Raw genomic sequence first — 15317 nt, forward strand, 5'->3', positions numbered from 1 at the left:
CTCAGCCCACCATGGCGTCGAAGCGCGCCACCAGGGCCTCTCCCCCCGAGGGACCACGACTGATGAGCATGATGGTGTCGTCGCCGGCGATGGTCCCCAGCACCTCGTGCAGGCCCGCGTGGTCCACCGCACTGGCCAGGAACTGCGCCGCTCCCGGCGGAGTGCGCAGCACCACCAGGTTCGCGCTGGCCTCCGCGGAGACCAGCAGGTCCCTGCACAGCGAGGCCAGCCGCGCCGTGGTGGCGGCCTCCGTCTGGTCGGACTGGAGCTCACCGGCAGGGCCTTCGGCAGGCACCGCGTAGACCAGTGCGCCGTCGGCTCCGCGGACGCGTGCTGCCCCGATCTCCACCAGGTCGCGCGAGAGGGTCCCTTGGGTGACCCGCACCCCAGCCTCGGAGAGCCTGTCGGCCAGCTCCGCCTGCGACCGGATGCTCCCACGGGTGATCAGGTCGCGAACCTTGGCGTGTCGAGCAGCTTTGGTCGCAGGCGCGGTGCGCGATCGGGCAGACTCCCGGCTCATAGGCCCGCGGCCTCCGCCTCGCGCACCAGACGCTCCGTCGTCTGATCTGCCTGGCCCGACTCCACCAGCAGCCAGGCCATCAGCGCCTTCTGGGCGTGCAGACGGTTCTCCGCCTCATCCCAGATGATCGACTGCTCACCGTCCAGCACCTCTGCGGTGATCTCCGCTCCGCGGTAGGCAGGCAGGCAGTGGAGCACCACCGCATGACGGGCGGCCAGCGCCATGGCCCCCGCGCTGATCTGGTAGTCGCCGAAGAGCCGCATCCGCTGAGCCTTCTCGTCCTCCTGCCCCATCGAGACCCACGTGTCCGTGGCGACGGCGTCTGCGCCCTGAAGCGCCTCAGCCGGGTCGGTCGTGATGGTCACGCGACCGCCGGTCTGCGCCGCTCGCTCCTCGGCGGCCCGCACCACCTCCCGGGAGGGCAGGTGGCCCTGCGGTCCCGCGATGCGAACATCCATCCCGGCGTTCGCGCCGGCCAGCAGGTACGAGTTCGCCATGTTGTTCGCCGCATCGCCCAGGTAGGCCAAGGACCTACCCGCCAGTGTGCCGAGCTTCTCCCGGACGGCCTGGAGATCGGCGAGCAGCTGACACGGGTGGTAATCGTCCGACAGCGCATTGATGACGGGGACGCTGCTGAACTGGGCCATCTCCTCAAGACCGGCCTGCTCATAGGTCCGCCAGACGATCAGGCTCACCTGGCGATCCAGGACCCTTGCAGTGTCCGCGATGGACTCCTTGTGGCCCAGCTGGGACTCCCCCGGGCTGATGATGAGCGGACTGCCTCCCAGCGCCGCGATCCCTGCAGCGAAGCTGATCCGCGTGCGCGTCGAGGTCTTGTCGAAGAATACTGCTGCGGTCTGCGGGCCCTGCAGCGGCGCGATGGCGTAGGGGTTGGCCTTCATCCAGTCGGCGAGGTTGAGGACGCGGGTCAGCTCTTCGGGGCTGAGGTCCAAGTCGCTCAGAAAGTGGCGAGTGGTCATGCGGACTCCTTCGTCAGACGTGTCAGGGCGGCTGCGAGCCGGGCGACGGCCTCGTCGGCCTCCTCATGCGAGAGGGTCAGAGGCGGCGCGAGTCGCAGGGTGGCGTGCCCCGTGGCGTTGATGATCAGACCGTGGTGCTCTCGCGCGCAGGCGACGACGTCGCCGGCGCTGATCGAATCGGGCAGCACCAGGTCTGCACCGATGTGCAGGCCGAACTGGCGGACCTCCGCGGTCTGAGGCAGGGCCCGCAGCTCCTCGGCGAGGCGGGCTCCCACGGCGCTGACGCTGTCCAGCAGCCCCTCCGCCTGGATCGTCTCCAGCGTGACCTGCCCGGCGAGCGCCGCCAGCGGGTTGCCTCCGAAGGTGGACCCGTGCTGGCCGGCGCCCAGAAGCGTGCTGCTGGTGCTGCCGAAGGCGACGAGGGCTCCGATGGGAATGCCGGAGCCGAGCCCTTTGGCCAGCGTCATCAGATCGGGTGCGATCCCCGGGCTGCCCAAGGCGGAGAGTGTCCGGTTCACCCCTTGGAAGCGGAACCATTCCCCGGTGCGGCCGATCCCGGTCTGGACCTCGTCGAGCACCATGAGCGCCTCGTGCTGGTCGGCGAGCTCGCGTGCGCGCAGCAGGTACTCCGGCGCGAGCGGCTTGACGCCGGCCTCCCCCTGGATGGGTTCGAGGACGATGCCGGCAACATCGTCGTCGAACCTGTGCTCCAACGCGTCTGCGTCGTTGAAGGGGAGGAACTCGATGCCATCGATCAGGTCTCCGAAGGGCTCCCGGAATGCGGGCTTGTGGGTGAGCGAGAGCGCGCCGATCGTCCGCCCGTGGAAGCCGCCCTCGAGAGCGAGGATGCGGGACTTTCCGGTCTCATGCCGGTGGCGCAGCACTGCCTTGAGGGCAGCCTCGTTCGCCTCGGACCCGGAGTTGGCGAAGAAGACGCTGGAGCCGGCCGGCGCCTCGGCCGCGCTGAGGAGCATCTCGGCCAGCCGCATCTGGGGCACGGAGGCGAAGAGATTGGATATGTGCCCCATACGCTGCAGCTGCTCGCCCAGTGCACGGCTCAGCGCCGGGTGGCTGTGCCCCAGGGCGTTGACAGCGATGCCGCCGAGCATGTCCAGCAGCTCACGGCCATCAGCGTCGGTGACCCAGCAGCCTCGGCCTTGGACCAGCAGATCCTGAGGCGTGCCGAAGACGCCCATCAGAGACTGTCCGTACCGCTGCTGCCACGTGCTCGACGCGTCGAGCGAGGCGGTGCTCATGGCATCTGGGTAGCTCGTCATGCCTGCACCTCCGCATCCGGCACCACCTGAGTGCCCACCCCTTCGGAGGTGACGATCTCCAGGAGCATCGAGTGAGGACGACGGCCGTCCACGATGTGCGCCCGCGGGACCCCGGCATCGACGGCGGCCAGGGCCGCACTCATCTTCGGGATCATGCCCGACTGGAGGCTGGGCAGCATCGCCCGGAGGTCGGATGCGGTGAGGGACGAGATCAGGGAGGAGGGGTCAGGCCAGGCGGCGTAGAGACCTTCGACGTCGGTGAGCATCACCAGCTTGGCCGCCTCCAAGGCTGCGGCCAGAGCCCCCGCCGCGGTGTCTGCATTGACGTTCAGAACCTCTCCGGTGGGATCTCCGTCTGCGAACTCCGGAGCGATGGTGGAGATCACCGGGATCCGGCCCGCCGCGATCAGGTCCTGGATGGCAGCGGGGTTGACTCCCGTGACCTCGCCCACCAGCCCGAGGTCCACCGTCTCTCCGTCCACCTCGGCCGCCTTCCGCTCGGCCCGGAGCAGGGCCGCGTCCTCTCCTGAGAGGCCGACCGCGTAGGGGCCGTGGGAATTGATCAGACCGATCAGCTCCCGGCCCACCTGCCCGGTGAGCACCATGCGGACCACGTCCATGACCTCCGGGGTGGTGACCCGGTATCCGGCGCGGAACTCGGACTCAATGCCGACGGCGTCGAGCATGGTGCTGATCTGGGGTCCGCCTCCGTGGACGACGACCGGATTCACGCCGACGTGCTTGAGGAAGACGACGTCCTGGGCGAAGGCCCGGCGGAGCTCATCATCGACCATCGCGTTGCCGCCGTACTTGATGACGATGGTCTGACCGGCGAACTTCTGCACCCAGGGCAGCGCTTCGACGAGCACGGCGGCCTTGTCCGCGGCGGAGGCGAGGCTCCCCGCCTCGCGCGGCAGCATGGTGAGGGATTCGGTCGACTGCTCAGGCATAGTGCTCCATCGGTTGCTCAGGAGGTGATCAGCTGGAATAGGCGCTGTTCTCATGCACGTAGTCGTGCGTGAGGTCGTTGGTCAGGATGGTGGCTTCAGCAGCGCCGGCCTTCAGATCGATGACGACATCGACGCTGCGCCCGCTCAGGTCCACCAGGTCTCTGTCCTCACCGATGCCGCCGGCGCGGCAGACCCACACTCCGTTGACGGCGACGTCGATCGTCGCCGGGTCGAACTCGGCGTCGGTGGTGCCCACCGCCGAGAGCACGCGGCCCCAGTTGGGATCTTGGCCGAAGATCGCAGCCTTGAAGAGGTTGGAGCGGGCCACTGAGCGGCCCGCCGTCTCGGCCTGCTCCTCATCGACCGCGTTGACGGTGCGAATGGCGATCTCGTGGTGGGCGCCCTCGGCATCAGCGATCAGCTGTGCGGCCAGGGACTGGCACACCTCGGTGAGCGCGGCCTGGAACTCGCCCAGATCGGCTCCGCTGGGGTCCGCCTCGGGGTGGGCGCCGGAGGCCATGGCGATCACCGTGTCGTTGGTGGACATGCAGCCGTCCGAGTCAGCTCGGTTGAAGGAGACGCGCACCGATTCGCGCAGCGCCGCATCCAGGTCGGCTGCACTGATGACCGCATCGGTCGTGATGACCGAGAGCATCGTCGCCATGCCGGGAGCCAGCATGCCCGCGCCTTTCGCCATCCCTCCGATGGTGAAGCCGGTGCCGGTCCGCACCTCGGTCTTGGAGACGGTGTCGGTCGTCCTGATAGCGTCTGCGGCCGCCTCTGCGGCGCCGACATCGTCCGAGAGCGCAGCGGCGGTCTGCTCCACCCCGCTCAGCAGGGCGGGCATGTCCAGGCGCTGACCGATGAGGCCCGTGGAGCAGACCAGCACATCTCCGGCGGAGACGTCGCGGTCGGCCGCCGTCAGCGCACGCGCCACAGCCTCTGCGGTGGCGTGGGTGTCCTGGAATCCGGGCGCCCCAGTACACGCGTTCGCCCCTCCCGAATTGAGGATCACAGCGTCGGCTCTGCCGTCGGCGATGACCTGCTGGGACCAGAGCACCGGTGCCGCTGCGACGCGGTTTGTGGTGAAGACCGCCGCAGCGTGCCGTTCGGGGCCGTTGTTGACGACCAGGGCCACATCACGGCCGGCGGACTTCAGGCCTGCCGCCGCTCCTGCGGCCAGAAACCCAGCGGGAGCGGTGATCCCGGACGATGCGTGGTGGTTCACGGTGCCACTCCCAGCAGGTTGAGGCCGAGGGTCTCTTCGATCCCCAGGGCGAGGTTCATCGATTGGACGGCGCCGCCGGCCGTTCCTTTCACCAAGTTGTCCGAGGCCGAGCATATGATCGCTCGGCCTGCGTGCTCGTCGAGAGCCACTTGGATGGTCACGTGGTTGGATCCGACCACCTGCTTGGTGGCGGGCCACTGGCCCTCGGGCAGCAGGTGGACGAACGGCTCCTCGGCGTAGTGGGCGCGGTAGGCCTCGCGCAGAGACTGCTCCGTGGTGCCCGGCCGGACCCGCGCGGTGGAGGTCGCGAGGATCCCCCGGGGCATGGGGGCCAGGGTGGGAGTGAAGGAGACCTGAACCGCCTCGCCGGCCGCCCAGCTCAGCCCCTGCTCCAGCTCAGGGGTGTGGCGGTGTCCCCCTCCGACGCCGTAGGGGCTCATGCCTCCCATCACCTCAGAGCCCAGAAGGTGCGGCTTCAGCGACCTTCCGGCTCCCGACGTGCCTGTGGCAGCGACGATCACCACGTCGCGCGGCTCCACCAGGCCATCGGCGAAGGCCGGCACCAGGCCGAGCAGGGCTGTGGTGGGGTAGCAGCCGGGGACGGCGATCCGGCTGGCGCCCCGCAGCTCGGCACGCTGACCGGGCAGCTCGGGCAGGCCGTAGGGCCACGTTCCCTGATGCTCTGAGCCGTAGAACGTCTCCCACGCCTGAGCCGACTCCAGCCGGTGGTCGGCAGCCGCATCGATCACGACCGTGTCCGGTCCGAGCTGCGCGGCGATCTCACCCGATGCGCCGTGCGGCAGGGCCAGAAAGACCACGTCGTGCCCGGCCAGACTCTCCGCCGTGGTCTCAGTCAGAATCTTGTCGGCCAGTGTGAGCAGGTGAGGCTGGACGGCGCCGAGGCGCTCACCGGCATTGGAGTGGGCAGTGACCGTGGCGACCTCAACCTCGGGGTGCCCGGCGAGCAGGCGGAGCACCTCACCGCCGGCGTAGCCGGAGGCGCCGGAGACAGCAGCTGTAAACATGGGCACCATCGTTGCACGAATATGCAACCGACTCAATATTTATGCATAAGCATCAGCGGGACTGTTCTTCGACCTGAGACCTGTCTTCGGTACTCTGAACCCATGATCGAGCCTACCGTCTACCCCGAGGACCTCCCTGACTACGCCACTGTGGTCCGGGCCCGTGAGGCCGGTGGCCCCGACGTATTCGAGGTTGCTGACGTCACTGCTCCCGAGCCTGCTCGGGGACAGCTGCTGGTGCGCACCGCAGCAGCCGGAGTGAACTTCATCGAGACCTACCAGCGCAGCGGGGTGTACCCCGTCGAATACCCCTTCACCCCCGGCAAGGAGGGTGCCGGGGAGGTCCTGGCCGTCGGCGAGGGCGTGGACACGTCGTACATCGGCCAGCGCGTCACCACCTGCGAAGCGGCCACCGGAACATACGCCTCCCACTTCCTGGTGGATGCGGACAAGACGGCTTCCGTCCCTGAGGGAGTCAGCGACGAGCAGGCAGCGGCGCTGCCGCTTCAGGGCATCACTGCGCACTATCTGATCAGCTCCACCTACCGGGTCTCCCCCGGACAGACCGTCCTGACCCACGCCGGCGCCGGCGGCGTCGGCCAGATCCTCACGCAGCTCCTCAAAGCACGCGGAGCTCGGGTCATCACCACCACCTCGACGCCGGAGAAGGCGCAGATCGCCGAAGCTGCCGGGGCCGACCACGTCATCCCCTACGAAGACTTTCCCGCAAAGGTCCGCCAGATCACCAATGGCGAGGGCGTGCCCGTGGTCTACGACGGCGTCGGGGCCTCCACGTTCGAAGGCTCGCTGGAGTCCCTGGCCATCCGAGGCACCCTCGTGCTCTACGGGGGAGCGTCCGGTCAGGTGCCTCCCTATGATCTCCAGGACCTCAACCGGCGCGGCGGGCTCTACATCACTCGCCCCGCGATCAACTGGTACCTGCAGAACTCCGAGGAGCGCACGTGGCGATACACCGAGCTCTTCCACCACATCAGCCAAGGGACTCTCGCGCTGCACGTCGGGCAGGCCTACACCCTGGCTGACGCCGGCCAGGCCCATGAGGACCTCGAGAGCCGCCGCACCGCCGGAAAGCTGCTCCTGAAGCCCTGACCGGCACACGCTGCCGGACTGCCCCGCACGCGTGTGCTCGCAGGGCAGGGCAGCCCCGACATCGCGATCAGCTGCGCTGCTCGGCCCCGTGACGCTGCTGCGCAAGGCTCACCGCAGCCGCACGAGCCTCGGAGGCCTCCTCTGCAGTGAGCGTCCGATCCTGTGCGCGGAAGCGCAGGGCGTAGGCCATGGACTTCCGCCCGTCCTCAATGCCGGTGCCTGCGTAGACGTCGAAGAGCTCGATGTGCTCCAGGAGCTCCCCGGCGCCCTCCTGGAGCGTCGCCTGAAGGTCAGCGCTGGGCAGCGACGCCTCAACCACCAGGGCGACATCCTGCGTCGTCGCGGGATAGCCGGACAGCGGTCCTGCCAGGACCTTCTCAGGCGCGGACTCAAGCAGCGCGCTGAGGTTCAGCTCCATCACGCTGGTGCGCGCGGGCAGATCCCACTCCTCAATCACCTTCGGATGCAGCTCACCGGCGTATCCGACGGTCCTCTCTGCGAGCTTCAGCTCCGCAGTGCGGCCGGGATGGAACGCCTGGTGCGAGCCCTGGACCACGCCGAGCTCCACGTGCAGCAGGTCCGCAGCCTTGCGGGCAGCCTCCACCGCATCGGCCCAGTCCCTCGCCCTGCCCTGCTCTCCGGGCTGGGCGGCAGGCTCACGGCCGGCCAGTGCGACCGCCAGATGCTGCGGCTGGTCCGGGATTCCTGCGTCGAGCTGGGCGATCACGTCGTCACCGGGGTGGCGGCCGAGCGCAGGAAGCTGCGCGGTGCCGAACTCGTCCTTGGCGAGGAACACTGAGCCCGTCTCGTACAGTGCGAGGTCGCGCAGCCCGCGGGAGGCGTTGCGGCGCAGGGCGTCCAGCAGACCCGGAAGGATGCGGCATCGAAGCACCGGGTACTGGCTCGCGATCGGATTCGCCAGCCTGATCATCGGCGTTGGACGCTCACCCTCCTGAGCCTGGCCGAAGAGGGTGTTGGCCTCTTCGGAGTAGAAGGGGTAGCTGAGCACCTCGGTGAATCCGGCGGCGGCCAACGACGCGCTCACTCGGCGGCGGCGGCGCTGAGCCGGGGTGAGACCTCGCCCGGCGGGCGCTTCGGGAAGGCGCGCCGGTATCTGGTCATAGCCTGCCAGCCGCGCGACCTCCTCCACGAGCGCCTCAGGGATGGTGATGTCCGGCCTCCACGTCGGAGGCGTCACCAGGAGGTGATCCTCGCCGTCGGCGACGACCTCGGCGCCGATCTGCTGCAGCAGCGCCACGATCTGCTCGCGGCTGTACTCCACGCCCACGAGCCTGGCCGGCAGCTGCGCATCAAGGCGGATGGCCTGCGGCACCTGGGGCTCACCGACCTGCGTGACCTCGCCGGCGTCAGTTCCCCCGGCGAGTTCGACGAGCAGGTCAGCCGTTCGCTTCGCTGCAAGCGCCGGAAGCTGAGGGTCCGTCCCGCGTTCGAAGCGCTTAGCCGCCTCGGACGGCAGCCGGTGGCGACGCTTGGAGCGGCTGACGGTGATCGTGTCGAAATGCGCTGCCTCGATGATGACGTTCGTCGTCGCGCTGCTCACCTCCGTCCGGGCGCCGCCCATGACGCCTGCGATGCCGATCGGACCTGAATCGTCGGTGATGAGGAGATCCTCGGGGTGCAGCTCGCGCTCCTTCTCGTCCAGGGTGGTGAGCTTCTCCCCGGGGAAGGCGCGGCGCACTGTGATGGCACCGTCGAGGGTCGAGGCGTCGTAGCAGTGGTTGGGCTGCCCGAGCTCGAGCATGACGTAGTTCGACACGTCGACGACGATGCTGATCGGACGCATGCCCGCCAGGCGCAGGCGAGAGGCCATCCAGCTGGGCGTCGGGGCGTCAGCGTCGATTCCGGTGACCGTGCGTGCGTTGAAGACGCTGCACCCGGTGGTGCCGTAGATCGGTGCGAGGTCGTTGATGACCACCTTATGCCCCTCAGCTCGGGGCGGCTCGAGCTGCACCTGTTCGGCAGGGTCCGAGAAGGCTGTGCCGGTGGCGTGCGAATACTCGCGGGCGACGCCCCGGATGCTGAAGGCGTATCCGCGATCGGGGGTCACGTTGATCTCCGCTGCGGAGTCGTCCAGGCCCAGCAGCCGCATCGCGTCGGTGCCGGGCTCAGGGTCGAGGCCGAGCGTCGAGAGCACGAGGATGCCGTGGTGGTCCTCACCCATGCCGAGCTCCTTCACGGAGGCGATCATGCCTGCCGACAGGTGGCCGTAGGTCTGACGCGCACTGATGCGGAAATCACCGGGCAGCACGGCGCCGGGCATCGTCACGACGACTTTGTCGCCTACCTCGAAGTTGTGGGCGCCGCAGACGACTCCCTGAACTCCACCGGGATCGATGCCGTCGCCTGTGAGGGTCTGCTGACTGCCCTCAGGGACCACACGCACCCTGCACCAGTTGATGGTCTTGCCGTTCTTCTGCGGCTCGGGGGTCTTCTCGAGCACCTCACCGACGACGATCGGGCCAGTCAGCTCCGAGGTGTGGACGTCCTCCTCCTCGAGCCCGACCCTGACCAGCTCGGCCATCAGATCCTCGGCAGTCCCCGACTCCGGAAACTGGGTGTGCTCACGAATCCATGAGAGCGGGATGCGCATATCTAGACCTCCTGTCCGAACTGGGCGCTGAAGCGGATGTCGCCCTCGATCATGTCGCGCATGTCCGTGACGCCGTTGCGGAACATCAGCGTCCGCTCCACTCCCATGCCGAAGGCGAAGCCGGTGTACTGGGCGTCCTCAATTCCGGCAGCGGCGAGAACATTCGGGTGGACCATGCCGCAGCCTCCCCACTCGACCCAGCGCGCCCCGCCCTTTGCGTTGGCGTCCCAGACGTCGAGCTCCGCCGAGGGCTCGGTGAAGGGGAAGTAGGAGGGCCGCAGCCTGATGGCGGCCTCCGGGCCGAACATCTGCCGGGCGAAGTGCTCCAAGGTGCCTTTGAGATCGGCCATCGTCAGGCCTCTGTCCACGGCAAGGCCTTCGAACTGATGGAAGACGGGGGTGTGAGTCGCGTCGAGCTCATCAGTTCTGAACGTCTTCCCGGGGCAGAGCACATAGACGGGCAGCTCGCGGGTGAGCAGCGACCGGATCTGCACCGGCGATGTGTGGGTGCGCAGGACCAGGTGCCGGTCCTGGGGCTCCACGTAGAAGGTGTCCTGCATCTCGCGGGAGGGGTGGTCGGGCGCAATATTGAGCGCATCGAAGTTGAACCACTCCGACTCCACCTCGGGACCTTCGGCGATCTCCCACCCCATCGCCGTGAAGACGTCCGAGACATCCTCCTGCAGCACGCTCAGCGGGTGCCGGGCTCCGAGGGGACGGCGCCGCGGCGCGGCGGTGACGTCCACCGCCTCCTCCTCGAGGATGCGTGCGGCATGCTCAGCTTCCAGTACCTCCGTGCGGGCCGCAAGAGCCTTCTGGACTCTGCCCTTGGCTCCGCCCAGGATCTTCCCGGCCTGCTTCTTCTGCGCGTTCTCGAGGTCTCTGATCCGGCTGTTGGCCAGAGCGATCGGAGATCTCTCACCGGTGTGGGCCAGACGTGCAGCCTTCAGCTCGTCGAGGTCGGATGCCTCGTCGAACGCTGCAACCGCCTGCTGCGCACGCGCGTCGACTGCGGCTTCGTCCAGTGGGTGCGGAACCTCGGCCGCGGCCGGGTCCTCGTAGCTCTCGAGGGTGGACATTCTGCTCCCGTAGTGAGGTCAGGGCTGGATGATCGCAGACAGTCTATGCGGTCAGAGAAAGTGGACGAGGGCACCGATGAGGAAAGCCGAGACGGCCAGGCCCGCCAGCACGAACTCCAGGAGGATGCCGAGACCGATGGCGCGCAGAGCCGCGAGGCTGGCGCGCCCGGCAGCCTGCCAATCACGATCCCTGCGGAAGAACTCTGCCCCGAAGAGCCCGGCGGCGAAACCGATGAAGAGTCCCAGAGGAGGCAGCAGAAAGACCCCGACGAGCGCGCAGCCGACCGCGATGAGGATCGGCCGCCGCGGGATTCTCTCCCGATGAAGAGCACGGCCGGTCAGCACGGTGGACGCAGACCAGCCGACTGCCGCGATGACCATGCCTGCCACGGCAGCGGTCCAGGCCGCCGGGCCGCCGAGCAGAAAGGCCCAGGCCAGCAGGGACAGGATGATGACGAGGCTTCCGGGAATGACGGGAAGGATGATCCCGGCGGCACCGACCACCAGAACGATCCCGATGATGACGGTGCTCATCGCCTCTGCGGCGGCTGATTCCAGCACGGCTCAGGACACTGCGTCGATGTGGAGGTCCTTGTAGCCGAGGTACCGCTCACCGTTGGCGCGGATGTGCTCGATCTCCTCCTCCGTCAGCTCGCGGCGCACTTTGCCGGGCACTCCGGCGACCAGCGAGCGCGGGGGCACCTCGGTGCCTTCGAGGACGACTGCCCCGCCGGCGATGAGGCACTCTTCGCCGATCACTGCGCCGTTGAGAACCGTGGCACCCATGCCGATGAGGGTGCGGTCGCCGACCCGGGCACCGTGGACGACGGCTGAGTGGCCCACGGAGATGCCCTTGCCGAGGATGCAGGGGTCGCCCTGCTCGGTGTGCAGCACGACATTGTCCTGAAGGTTGGTGCCTTCGCCGACCACGATGCGGTCGATGTCGCCCCTGGCGGAGACGCCGTAGAACGCCGATGAGTTCTTCTCCATGACCACGTCGCCGGTGATGGCTGCGGTGGCGGCGAGGAACACGCCCTCACCGATCTGGGGAGTCTTGCCGTTGACAGTCAGTACGTGAGCCATGTCCCAACTCTAACCCTGCTCACTCGGGGCCTGAGTGTGGAATTTGGCGCCGGCCTCATTGAAGATGCTGATGATCTCGGCGTCCTCGGGTCCGATGCCGGTCATCGCGTGCGGGGTGAGGGTGTCGAACTCAGCGGCCTCACCCTTATGGAGGACGATGTCCCTATCCCCCAGCTGGATCCGCACCCGTCCGTGCAGAACATAGAGCCATTCATAGCCGTCGTGAGTCTGCAGCATGTGCGCAGGGACCGCCGCGGCGGGGCGCAGGACGATCTTGTACGTCTGCACCGGGGAGCTCTCCTGCGACAGCGGGAGCACTCGTCGGCCCGCGGCCTCCCAGCCGTCCCGATCCACCCGGGGATCCTGCGCGGGCGCCGCGAGGAGGTCGTCGACTGTGATCCCCAGCTTCTTGGTGAGCGGCAGAAGCAGCTCGAGGCTCGCCTGCCGCTTGCCCGTCTCCAAGCGGGAGAGCGTGCTGGGCGAGACGTCCGCAGCACGCGCCAGCCGCTCCAATGTCCATCCTTTGGCCGTGCGTGCCGCTTTCAGGCGCAGGCCCACCTGTTTGAGCTCTTCCACGCATGCATTCTCCGGCAGATCTTGCACATTCTGCAAACGCTCTTTCACACAGGCCGGCCTCACCTCATGCTGGATACATGACACCTTCTGCTTCCACCATCACACCGTCCGCGGCAGCCGGAGAGCTCTGGGATGCGGTCATCATCGGCGGCGGATCCGCCGGACTCGCCGCCTCACTGGCGCTGGGACGCTCCCTGCGGCGCACTCTGATCATCGATGCGGGCTCACCCCGCAACCGGTTCGCCGAACACATGCATACGGTGCTCGGCCACGAGGGGCTCCCACCCACCGAGCTTCAGGCGCGAGGACGCGCGGAGGCGACGGGCTACGGCGTCGAAATCCTTGAGGCCGCGGTGAGCACGGTGTCCGAGGCCGACGCGCATTCGATGCGGCTGGTCCTCGAGGATGGCCAGCAGTTCCTCGCCCGTGCGATCGTCGCCGCGACCGGGGTGACGGACCGCCTGCCTGAGATCCCCGGCCTGGCCGAACGATGGGGCCGGAGCGTCCTGCACTGCCCCTACTGCCACGGATGGGAGGTCCGCGGCCGGCGCCTGGGCGTGCTCGCCACCGGCCCCATGGCCATGCACCAGGCGCAGCTGCTGAGGCAGTGGAGCGATGATCTGACGTTCTTCTCCGCCGCTGCAGAGCCTCTGGAGGAGGCGGCCCGTCTGCGGCTGAGCGCCCGCGGGGTGAAGATCGAACCGCGCAGGGTCACCGAAGTCAGGGGTGAGGGCGGCAGCACCGCGGATGTGCGCCTGGAGGGCGGCGGCACGACAGCCGTGGACGCCATCTTCACCGCAGGGGCCCTCGTCCCCCATGATGACTTCCTCGAGGGGCTGGCTCTGGCGCGTGCGGACAGCATCGTGGGCAGCTTCCTCGCCGTGGACGAGACCTTACGCACCAGTCACCCTCGGGTGTGGGCTGCGGGGAATCTGACCATGCCGATGGGCAACGTACCCATGGCGATCAGCGCCGGAACCATGGCCGGGGCCCAGGTCAATGCTGCGCTGATCCAGGAGGATTTCGACGCAGCTGAGGCCGCATAGGCGCGGGCACAGCTAAAGGATCAGCAGCCAGACCACCGTGACGGCACAGCTGGTGCTGATCAGCAGAAAGACGATCAGCCAGACCCAGCTCGGCAGGGGAAGCCCCCGCCAGGCCCTGGCCGCCTGCGCGGCGTCGCTGCCCGATGACGTCCGCCGCCGCGAGAGGTGGCTTCCCCAGAGGTCCAAGGTCGCCCGGAGTCCCGCGATCCCGTAGAACACTGCGAGGGCGACCACGGTGTAGAGCACGATCTCGGGCTCGTTGTGCCACCAGATGGCGCCGGTGACGAGCACCGAGACCAGGCAGGAGAGGATGCCTACTGCGTTGCGGGACAGAAGCAGTGCGAGCAGCACGACGGCCTGGTAGAGAGTCAGTGCCGCGCCGGCGTGGCCTGCGAGCGCGAGCCATGCCAGGGCCACGGCGAGGAGACCGGGTGCGGGATAGCCGGCCAGGAACGTCAGCAGCAGCCCGGGGCCCTGGGACTTGCCCCAGGTGAGGGTGGATCCAGAGGTGTCCGCATGTAGGCGGATGCCTGAGATGCGACGTCGGCTGACGAGAGCCGCGGAGACGTGGCCCATCTCGTGGATGATCGTGGCGGCCTGCCGCAGGAGATGCCAGCTGACAGGCACCAGCGCAAGGATGAGGACGGCGACCGCAACAGCCAGCACGACGGCGGGATCGGCGTCCGCCTGGCTGCTCCAGCGTTCCGCGATGAAGTCGAGGACGGGATGCATAGGCGCCGATTCTGCCCTATGGGCGAGGGCTTATGGCCCCGAGACATGGGGAGGCCCCCGTGAGAGCCGTGAGGACGAGCTCTCGCGGGGGCCGCGCTTCCCATCGCGCATGCCTATTAGAACACGCTTTCTACCGCTTCACAATAGGCGTATCGAAAATACTTTCGATACTCATCGCGTGGTGTCGATGATCACTTTTCCGTTGGATCCGGCGGCGTTGTGCTTCATCGCATCGGCGGCCTGCTCCAGCGGAAAGACCGTGTCGATGTCCACTGTGAGCCGCCCCTCGGCCACCCGGTCGAGCAGGGCTTCGAGCCGCTGCGCGTCGGGGCGCACCCAGATGATGCGTCCGCCGTGCTCCAGCACATCGAAGTCGGTCACGGACACCTGGCGCCGGGCGTCTGGGAGCAGCTCCAGGGTCTGCTCCATCACTCCCCCGGCGAAGTCGGCCACGGCGGTGACGCCGCTGGGAGCCGCCTCGCGCACGCGGTCGACCAGACCCTCGCCGTAGGCCACCGGCGTGACGCCGAGATCGCGCAGCTTGCCGTGGTTCTTCTCCGAGGCTGTTCCGATGACCGTTGCTCCGGTCTCCGCAGCGAGCTGAGCGGCGAAGTGGCCCACACCGCCTGAGGCCGCATGGATGAGGAGAGTGTCCTGGTCAGTGAGGCCCAGGGCTTCGATCGAGCGCATCGCCGTCAGCCCGGCCAGGGGCACCGCGGCCGCGGCGTCGAACTCCACGCCCTCGGGCAGTCGCGCAACATCTGAGGCTCGCAGCGATACGTACTCGGCGTAGGTGCCGCCGTGGACGAAGTCTTTGCGGGCGTAGGCGGCCACCCGATCCCCCGGGGCGAACTCGGGCACGTCGGGGCCGACCTCCTCCACGACCCCGGCCACATCCCAGCCTGGAATGACGGGGAAGAACACGTCGAGGAGACCGTCGAGGCCGCCTGACATGAGCTTCCAGTCCACCGGGTTCACGGAGGCGCGCTCCACCCGGATCAGGACCGCGCCCGGTGCCACTTTGGGCGAGGGCTCCTCGGTGAGCTCGAGAGTGTCTGGATCTCCGTACTGTGAATAGGTCATTGCACGCATACGCACGA

15 protein-coding genes are annotated in these 15317 nt (G+C 68.2%); 2 read left to right on the forward strand and 13 right to left on the reverse strand.

Translation table 11 applies throughout. The features are described from left to right. Window position 1 precedes the first annotated feature (1 nt). The 6 genes from FS388_RS00930 to argC are packed head-to-tail and all read right to left on the reverse strand — an operon-like array spanning window position 2 to window position 5980. Window positions 2-520: an arginine repressor gene (locus FS388_RS00930; RefSeq protein ID WP_146338830.1), complete on the reverse strand. Its 519-nt coding sequence runs from the start codon at window positions 518-520 to the stop codon at window positions 2-4. Next, window positions 517-1500 (reverse strand): ornithine carbamoyltransferase, encoded by a 984-nt coding sequence (gene argF, locus FS388_RS00935; protein ID WP_146338831.1) that lies wholly within the window; start codon window positions 1498-1500, stop codon window positions 517-519. Before argF ends, FS388_RS00930 begins: the two co-directional genes overlap by 4 nt. After that, window positions 1497-2777, reverse strand: a complete 1281-nt coding sequence (locus FS388_RS00940) for an acetylornithine transaminase (RefSeq protein ID WP_146338833.1) — start codon at window positions 2775-2777, stop codon at window positions 1497-1499. Before FS388_RS00940 ends, argF begins: the two co-directional genes overlap by 4 nt. Next, the gene (gene argB, locus FS388_RS00945; RefSeq protein WP_146341801.1) at window positions 2774-3697 is read right to left on the reverse strand and encodes an acetylglutamate kinase; all 924 of its coding nucleotides are present in this window, start codon (window positions 3695-3697) and stop codon (window positions 2774-2776) included. The genes FS388_RS00940 and argB overlap by 4 nt, the downstream gene beginning before the upstream one ends. 58 nt (window positions 3698-3755) lie before the next feature. Beyond that, window positions 3756-4955, reverse strand: coding sequence for a bifunctional glutamate N-acetyltransferase/amino-acid acetyltransferase ArgJ (gene argJ / locus FS388_RS00950; protein ID WP_246836245.1), 1200 nt, complete (start codon window positions 4953-4955; stop codon window positions 3756-3758). Next, complete coding sequence (gene argC, locus FS388_RS00955; protein ID WP_210410210.1) at window positions 4952-5980, reverse strand: N-acetyl-gamma-glutamyl-phosphate reductase; 1029 nt, start codon at window positions 5978-5980, stop codon at window positions 4952-4954. Before argC ends, argJ begins: the two co-directional genes overlap by 4 nt. Window positions 5981-6082: 102 nt before the next feature. Here argC and FS388_RS00960 point away from each other — a divergent pair, with 102 nt between their 5' ends. Next, window positions 6083-7090, forward strand: a complete 1008-nt coding sequence (locus FS388_RS00960) for a quinone oxidoreductase (RefSeq protein WP_146338839.1) — start codon at window positions 6083-6085, stop codon at window positions 7088-7090. Window positions 7091-7157: 67 nt separating this feature from the next. On the opposite strand, the gene pheT is transcribed toward FS388_RS00960, so the two are convergent. The 5 genes from pheT to FS388_RS00985 are packed head-to-tail and all read right to left on the reverse strand — an operon-like array spanning window position 7158 to window position 12439. Next, window positions 7158-9701, reverse strand: a complete 2544-nt coding sequence (gene pheT / locus FS388_RS00965; RefSeq protein ID WP_146338841.1) for a phenylalanine--tRNA ligase subunit beta — start codon at window positions 9699-9701, stop codon at window positions 7158-7160. 2 nt (window positions 9702-9703) lie between these two features. Continuing rightward, the gene (pheS, locus tag FS388_RS00970) at window positions 9704-10780 is read right to left on the reverse strand and encodes a phenylalanine--tRNA ligase subunit alpha (RefSeq protein WP_146338843.1); all 1077 of its coding nucleotides are present in this window, start codon (window positions 10778-10780) and stop codon (window positions 9704-9706) included. Window positions 10781-10831: 51 nt separating this feature from the next. Beyond that, the gene (locus FS388_RS00975; RefSeq protein ID WP_146338845.1) at window positions 10832-11341 is read right to left on the reverse strand and encodes a DUF456 domain-containing protein; all 510 of its coding nucleotides are present in this window, start codon (window positions 11339-11341) and stop codon (window positions 10832-10834) included. A gap of 3 nt (window positions 11342-11344) precedes the next feature. Continuing rightward, complete coding sequence (locus FS388_RS00980) at window positions 11345-11863, reverse strand: gamma carbonic anhydrase family protein (RefSeq protein ID WP_146338847.1); 519 nt, start codon at window positions 11861-11863, stop codon at window positions 11345-11347. Between the two features lie 9 nt (window positions 11864-11872). After that, window positions 11873-12439: a helix-turn-helix domain-containing protein gene (locus tag FS388_RS00985; protein ID WP_146338849.1), complete on the reverse strand. Its 567-nt coding sequence runs from the start codon at window positions 12437-12439 to the stop codon at window positions 11873-11875. Between the two features lie 77 nt (window positions 12440-12516). On the opposite strand from FS388_RS00985, the gene FS388_RS00990 reads away from it, so the two are divergent. Beyond that, a complete protein-coding gene (locus FS388_RS00990) occupies window positions 12517-13485 on the forward strand; it encodes an NAD(P)/FAD-dependent oxidoreductase (protein WP_146338851.1) in 969 nt (322 codons plus the stop codon). 12 nt (window positions 13486-13497) lie between these two features. Here FS388_RS00990 and FS388_RS00995 read toward each other — a convergent pair whose 3' ends face one another. Beyond that, window positions 13498-14217, reverse strand: coding sequence for a M50 family metallopeptidase (locus FS388_RS00995; protein WP_146338853.1), 720 nt, complete (start codon window positions 14215-14217; stop codon window positions 13498-13500). A gap of 171 nt (window positions 14218-14388) precedes the next feature. Beyond that, entirely contained in the window at window positions 14389-15300 is a 912-nt protein-coding gene (locus FS388_RS01000) for an NADP-dependent oxidoreductase (RefSeq protein WP_146338855.1), read from the reverse strand. Between the last annotated feature and the right edge of the window lie 17 nt (window positions 15301-15317).

Origin of the sequence: Nesterenkonia sp. NBAIMH1, from assembly GCF_007922635.1 — a bacterium.
In the GTDB taxonomy this organism is placed as follows: domain Bacteria; phylum Actinomycetota; class Actinomycetes; order Actinomycetales; family Micrococcaceae; genus Nesterenkonia; species Nesterenkonia pannonica.

Coding starts and splice junctions, on each gene's coding strand:
- FS388_RS00930 (WP_146338830.1), bottom strand. CDS start 520: ATGAGCCGGGAGTCTGCCCGATCGCGCACCGCGCCTGCGACCAAAGCT.
- argF (WP_146338831.1), bottom strand. CDS start 1,500: ATGACCACTCGCCACTTTCTGAGCGACTTGGACCTCAGCCCCGAAGAG.
- FS388_RS00940 (WP_146338833.1), bottom strand. CDS start 2,777: ATGACGAGCTACCCAGATGCCATGAGCACCGCCTCGCTCGACGCGTCG.
- argB (WP_146341801.1), bottom strand. CDS start 3,697: ATGCTGCCGCGCGAGGCGGGGAGCCTCGCCTCCGCCGCGGACAAGGCC.
- argC (WP_210410210.1), bottom strand. CDS start 5,980: ATGTTTACAGCTGCTGTCTCCGGCGCCTCCGGCTACGCCGGCGGTGAG.
- FS388_RS00960 (WP_146338839.1), top strand. CDS start 6,083: ATGATCGAGCCTACCGTCTACCCCGAGGACCTCCCTGACTACGCCACT.
- pheT (WP_146338841.1), bottom strand. CDS start 9,701: ATGCGCATCCCGCTCTCATGGATTCGTGAGCACACCCAGTTTCCGGAG.
- pheS (WP_146338843.1), bottom strand. CDS start 10,780: ATGTCCACCCTCGAGAGCTACGAGGACCCGGCCGCGGCCGAGGTTCCG.
- FS388_RS00980 (WP_146338847.1), bottom strand. CDS start 11,863: ATGGCTCACGTACTGACTGTCAACGGCAAGACTCCCCAGATCGGTGAG.
- FS388_RS00990 (WP_146338851.1), top strand. CDS start 12,517: ATGACACCTTCTGCTTCCACCATCACACCGTCCGCGGCAGCCGGAGAG.
- FS388_RS00995 (WP_146338853.1), bottom strand. CDS start 14,217: ATGCATCCCGTCCTCGACTTCATCGCGGAACGCTGGAGCAGCCAGGCG.
- FS388_RS01000 (WP_146338855.1), bottom strand. CDS start 15,300: ATGACCTATTCACAGTACGGAGATCCAGACACTCTCGAGCTCACCGAG.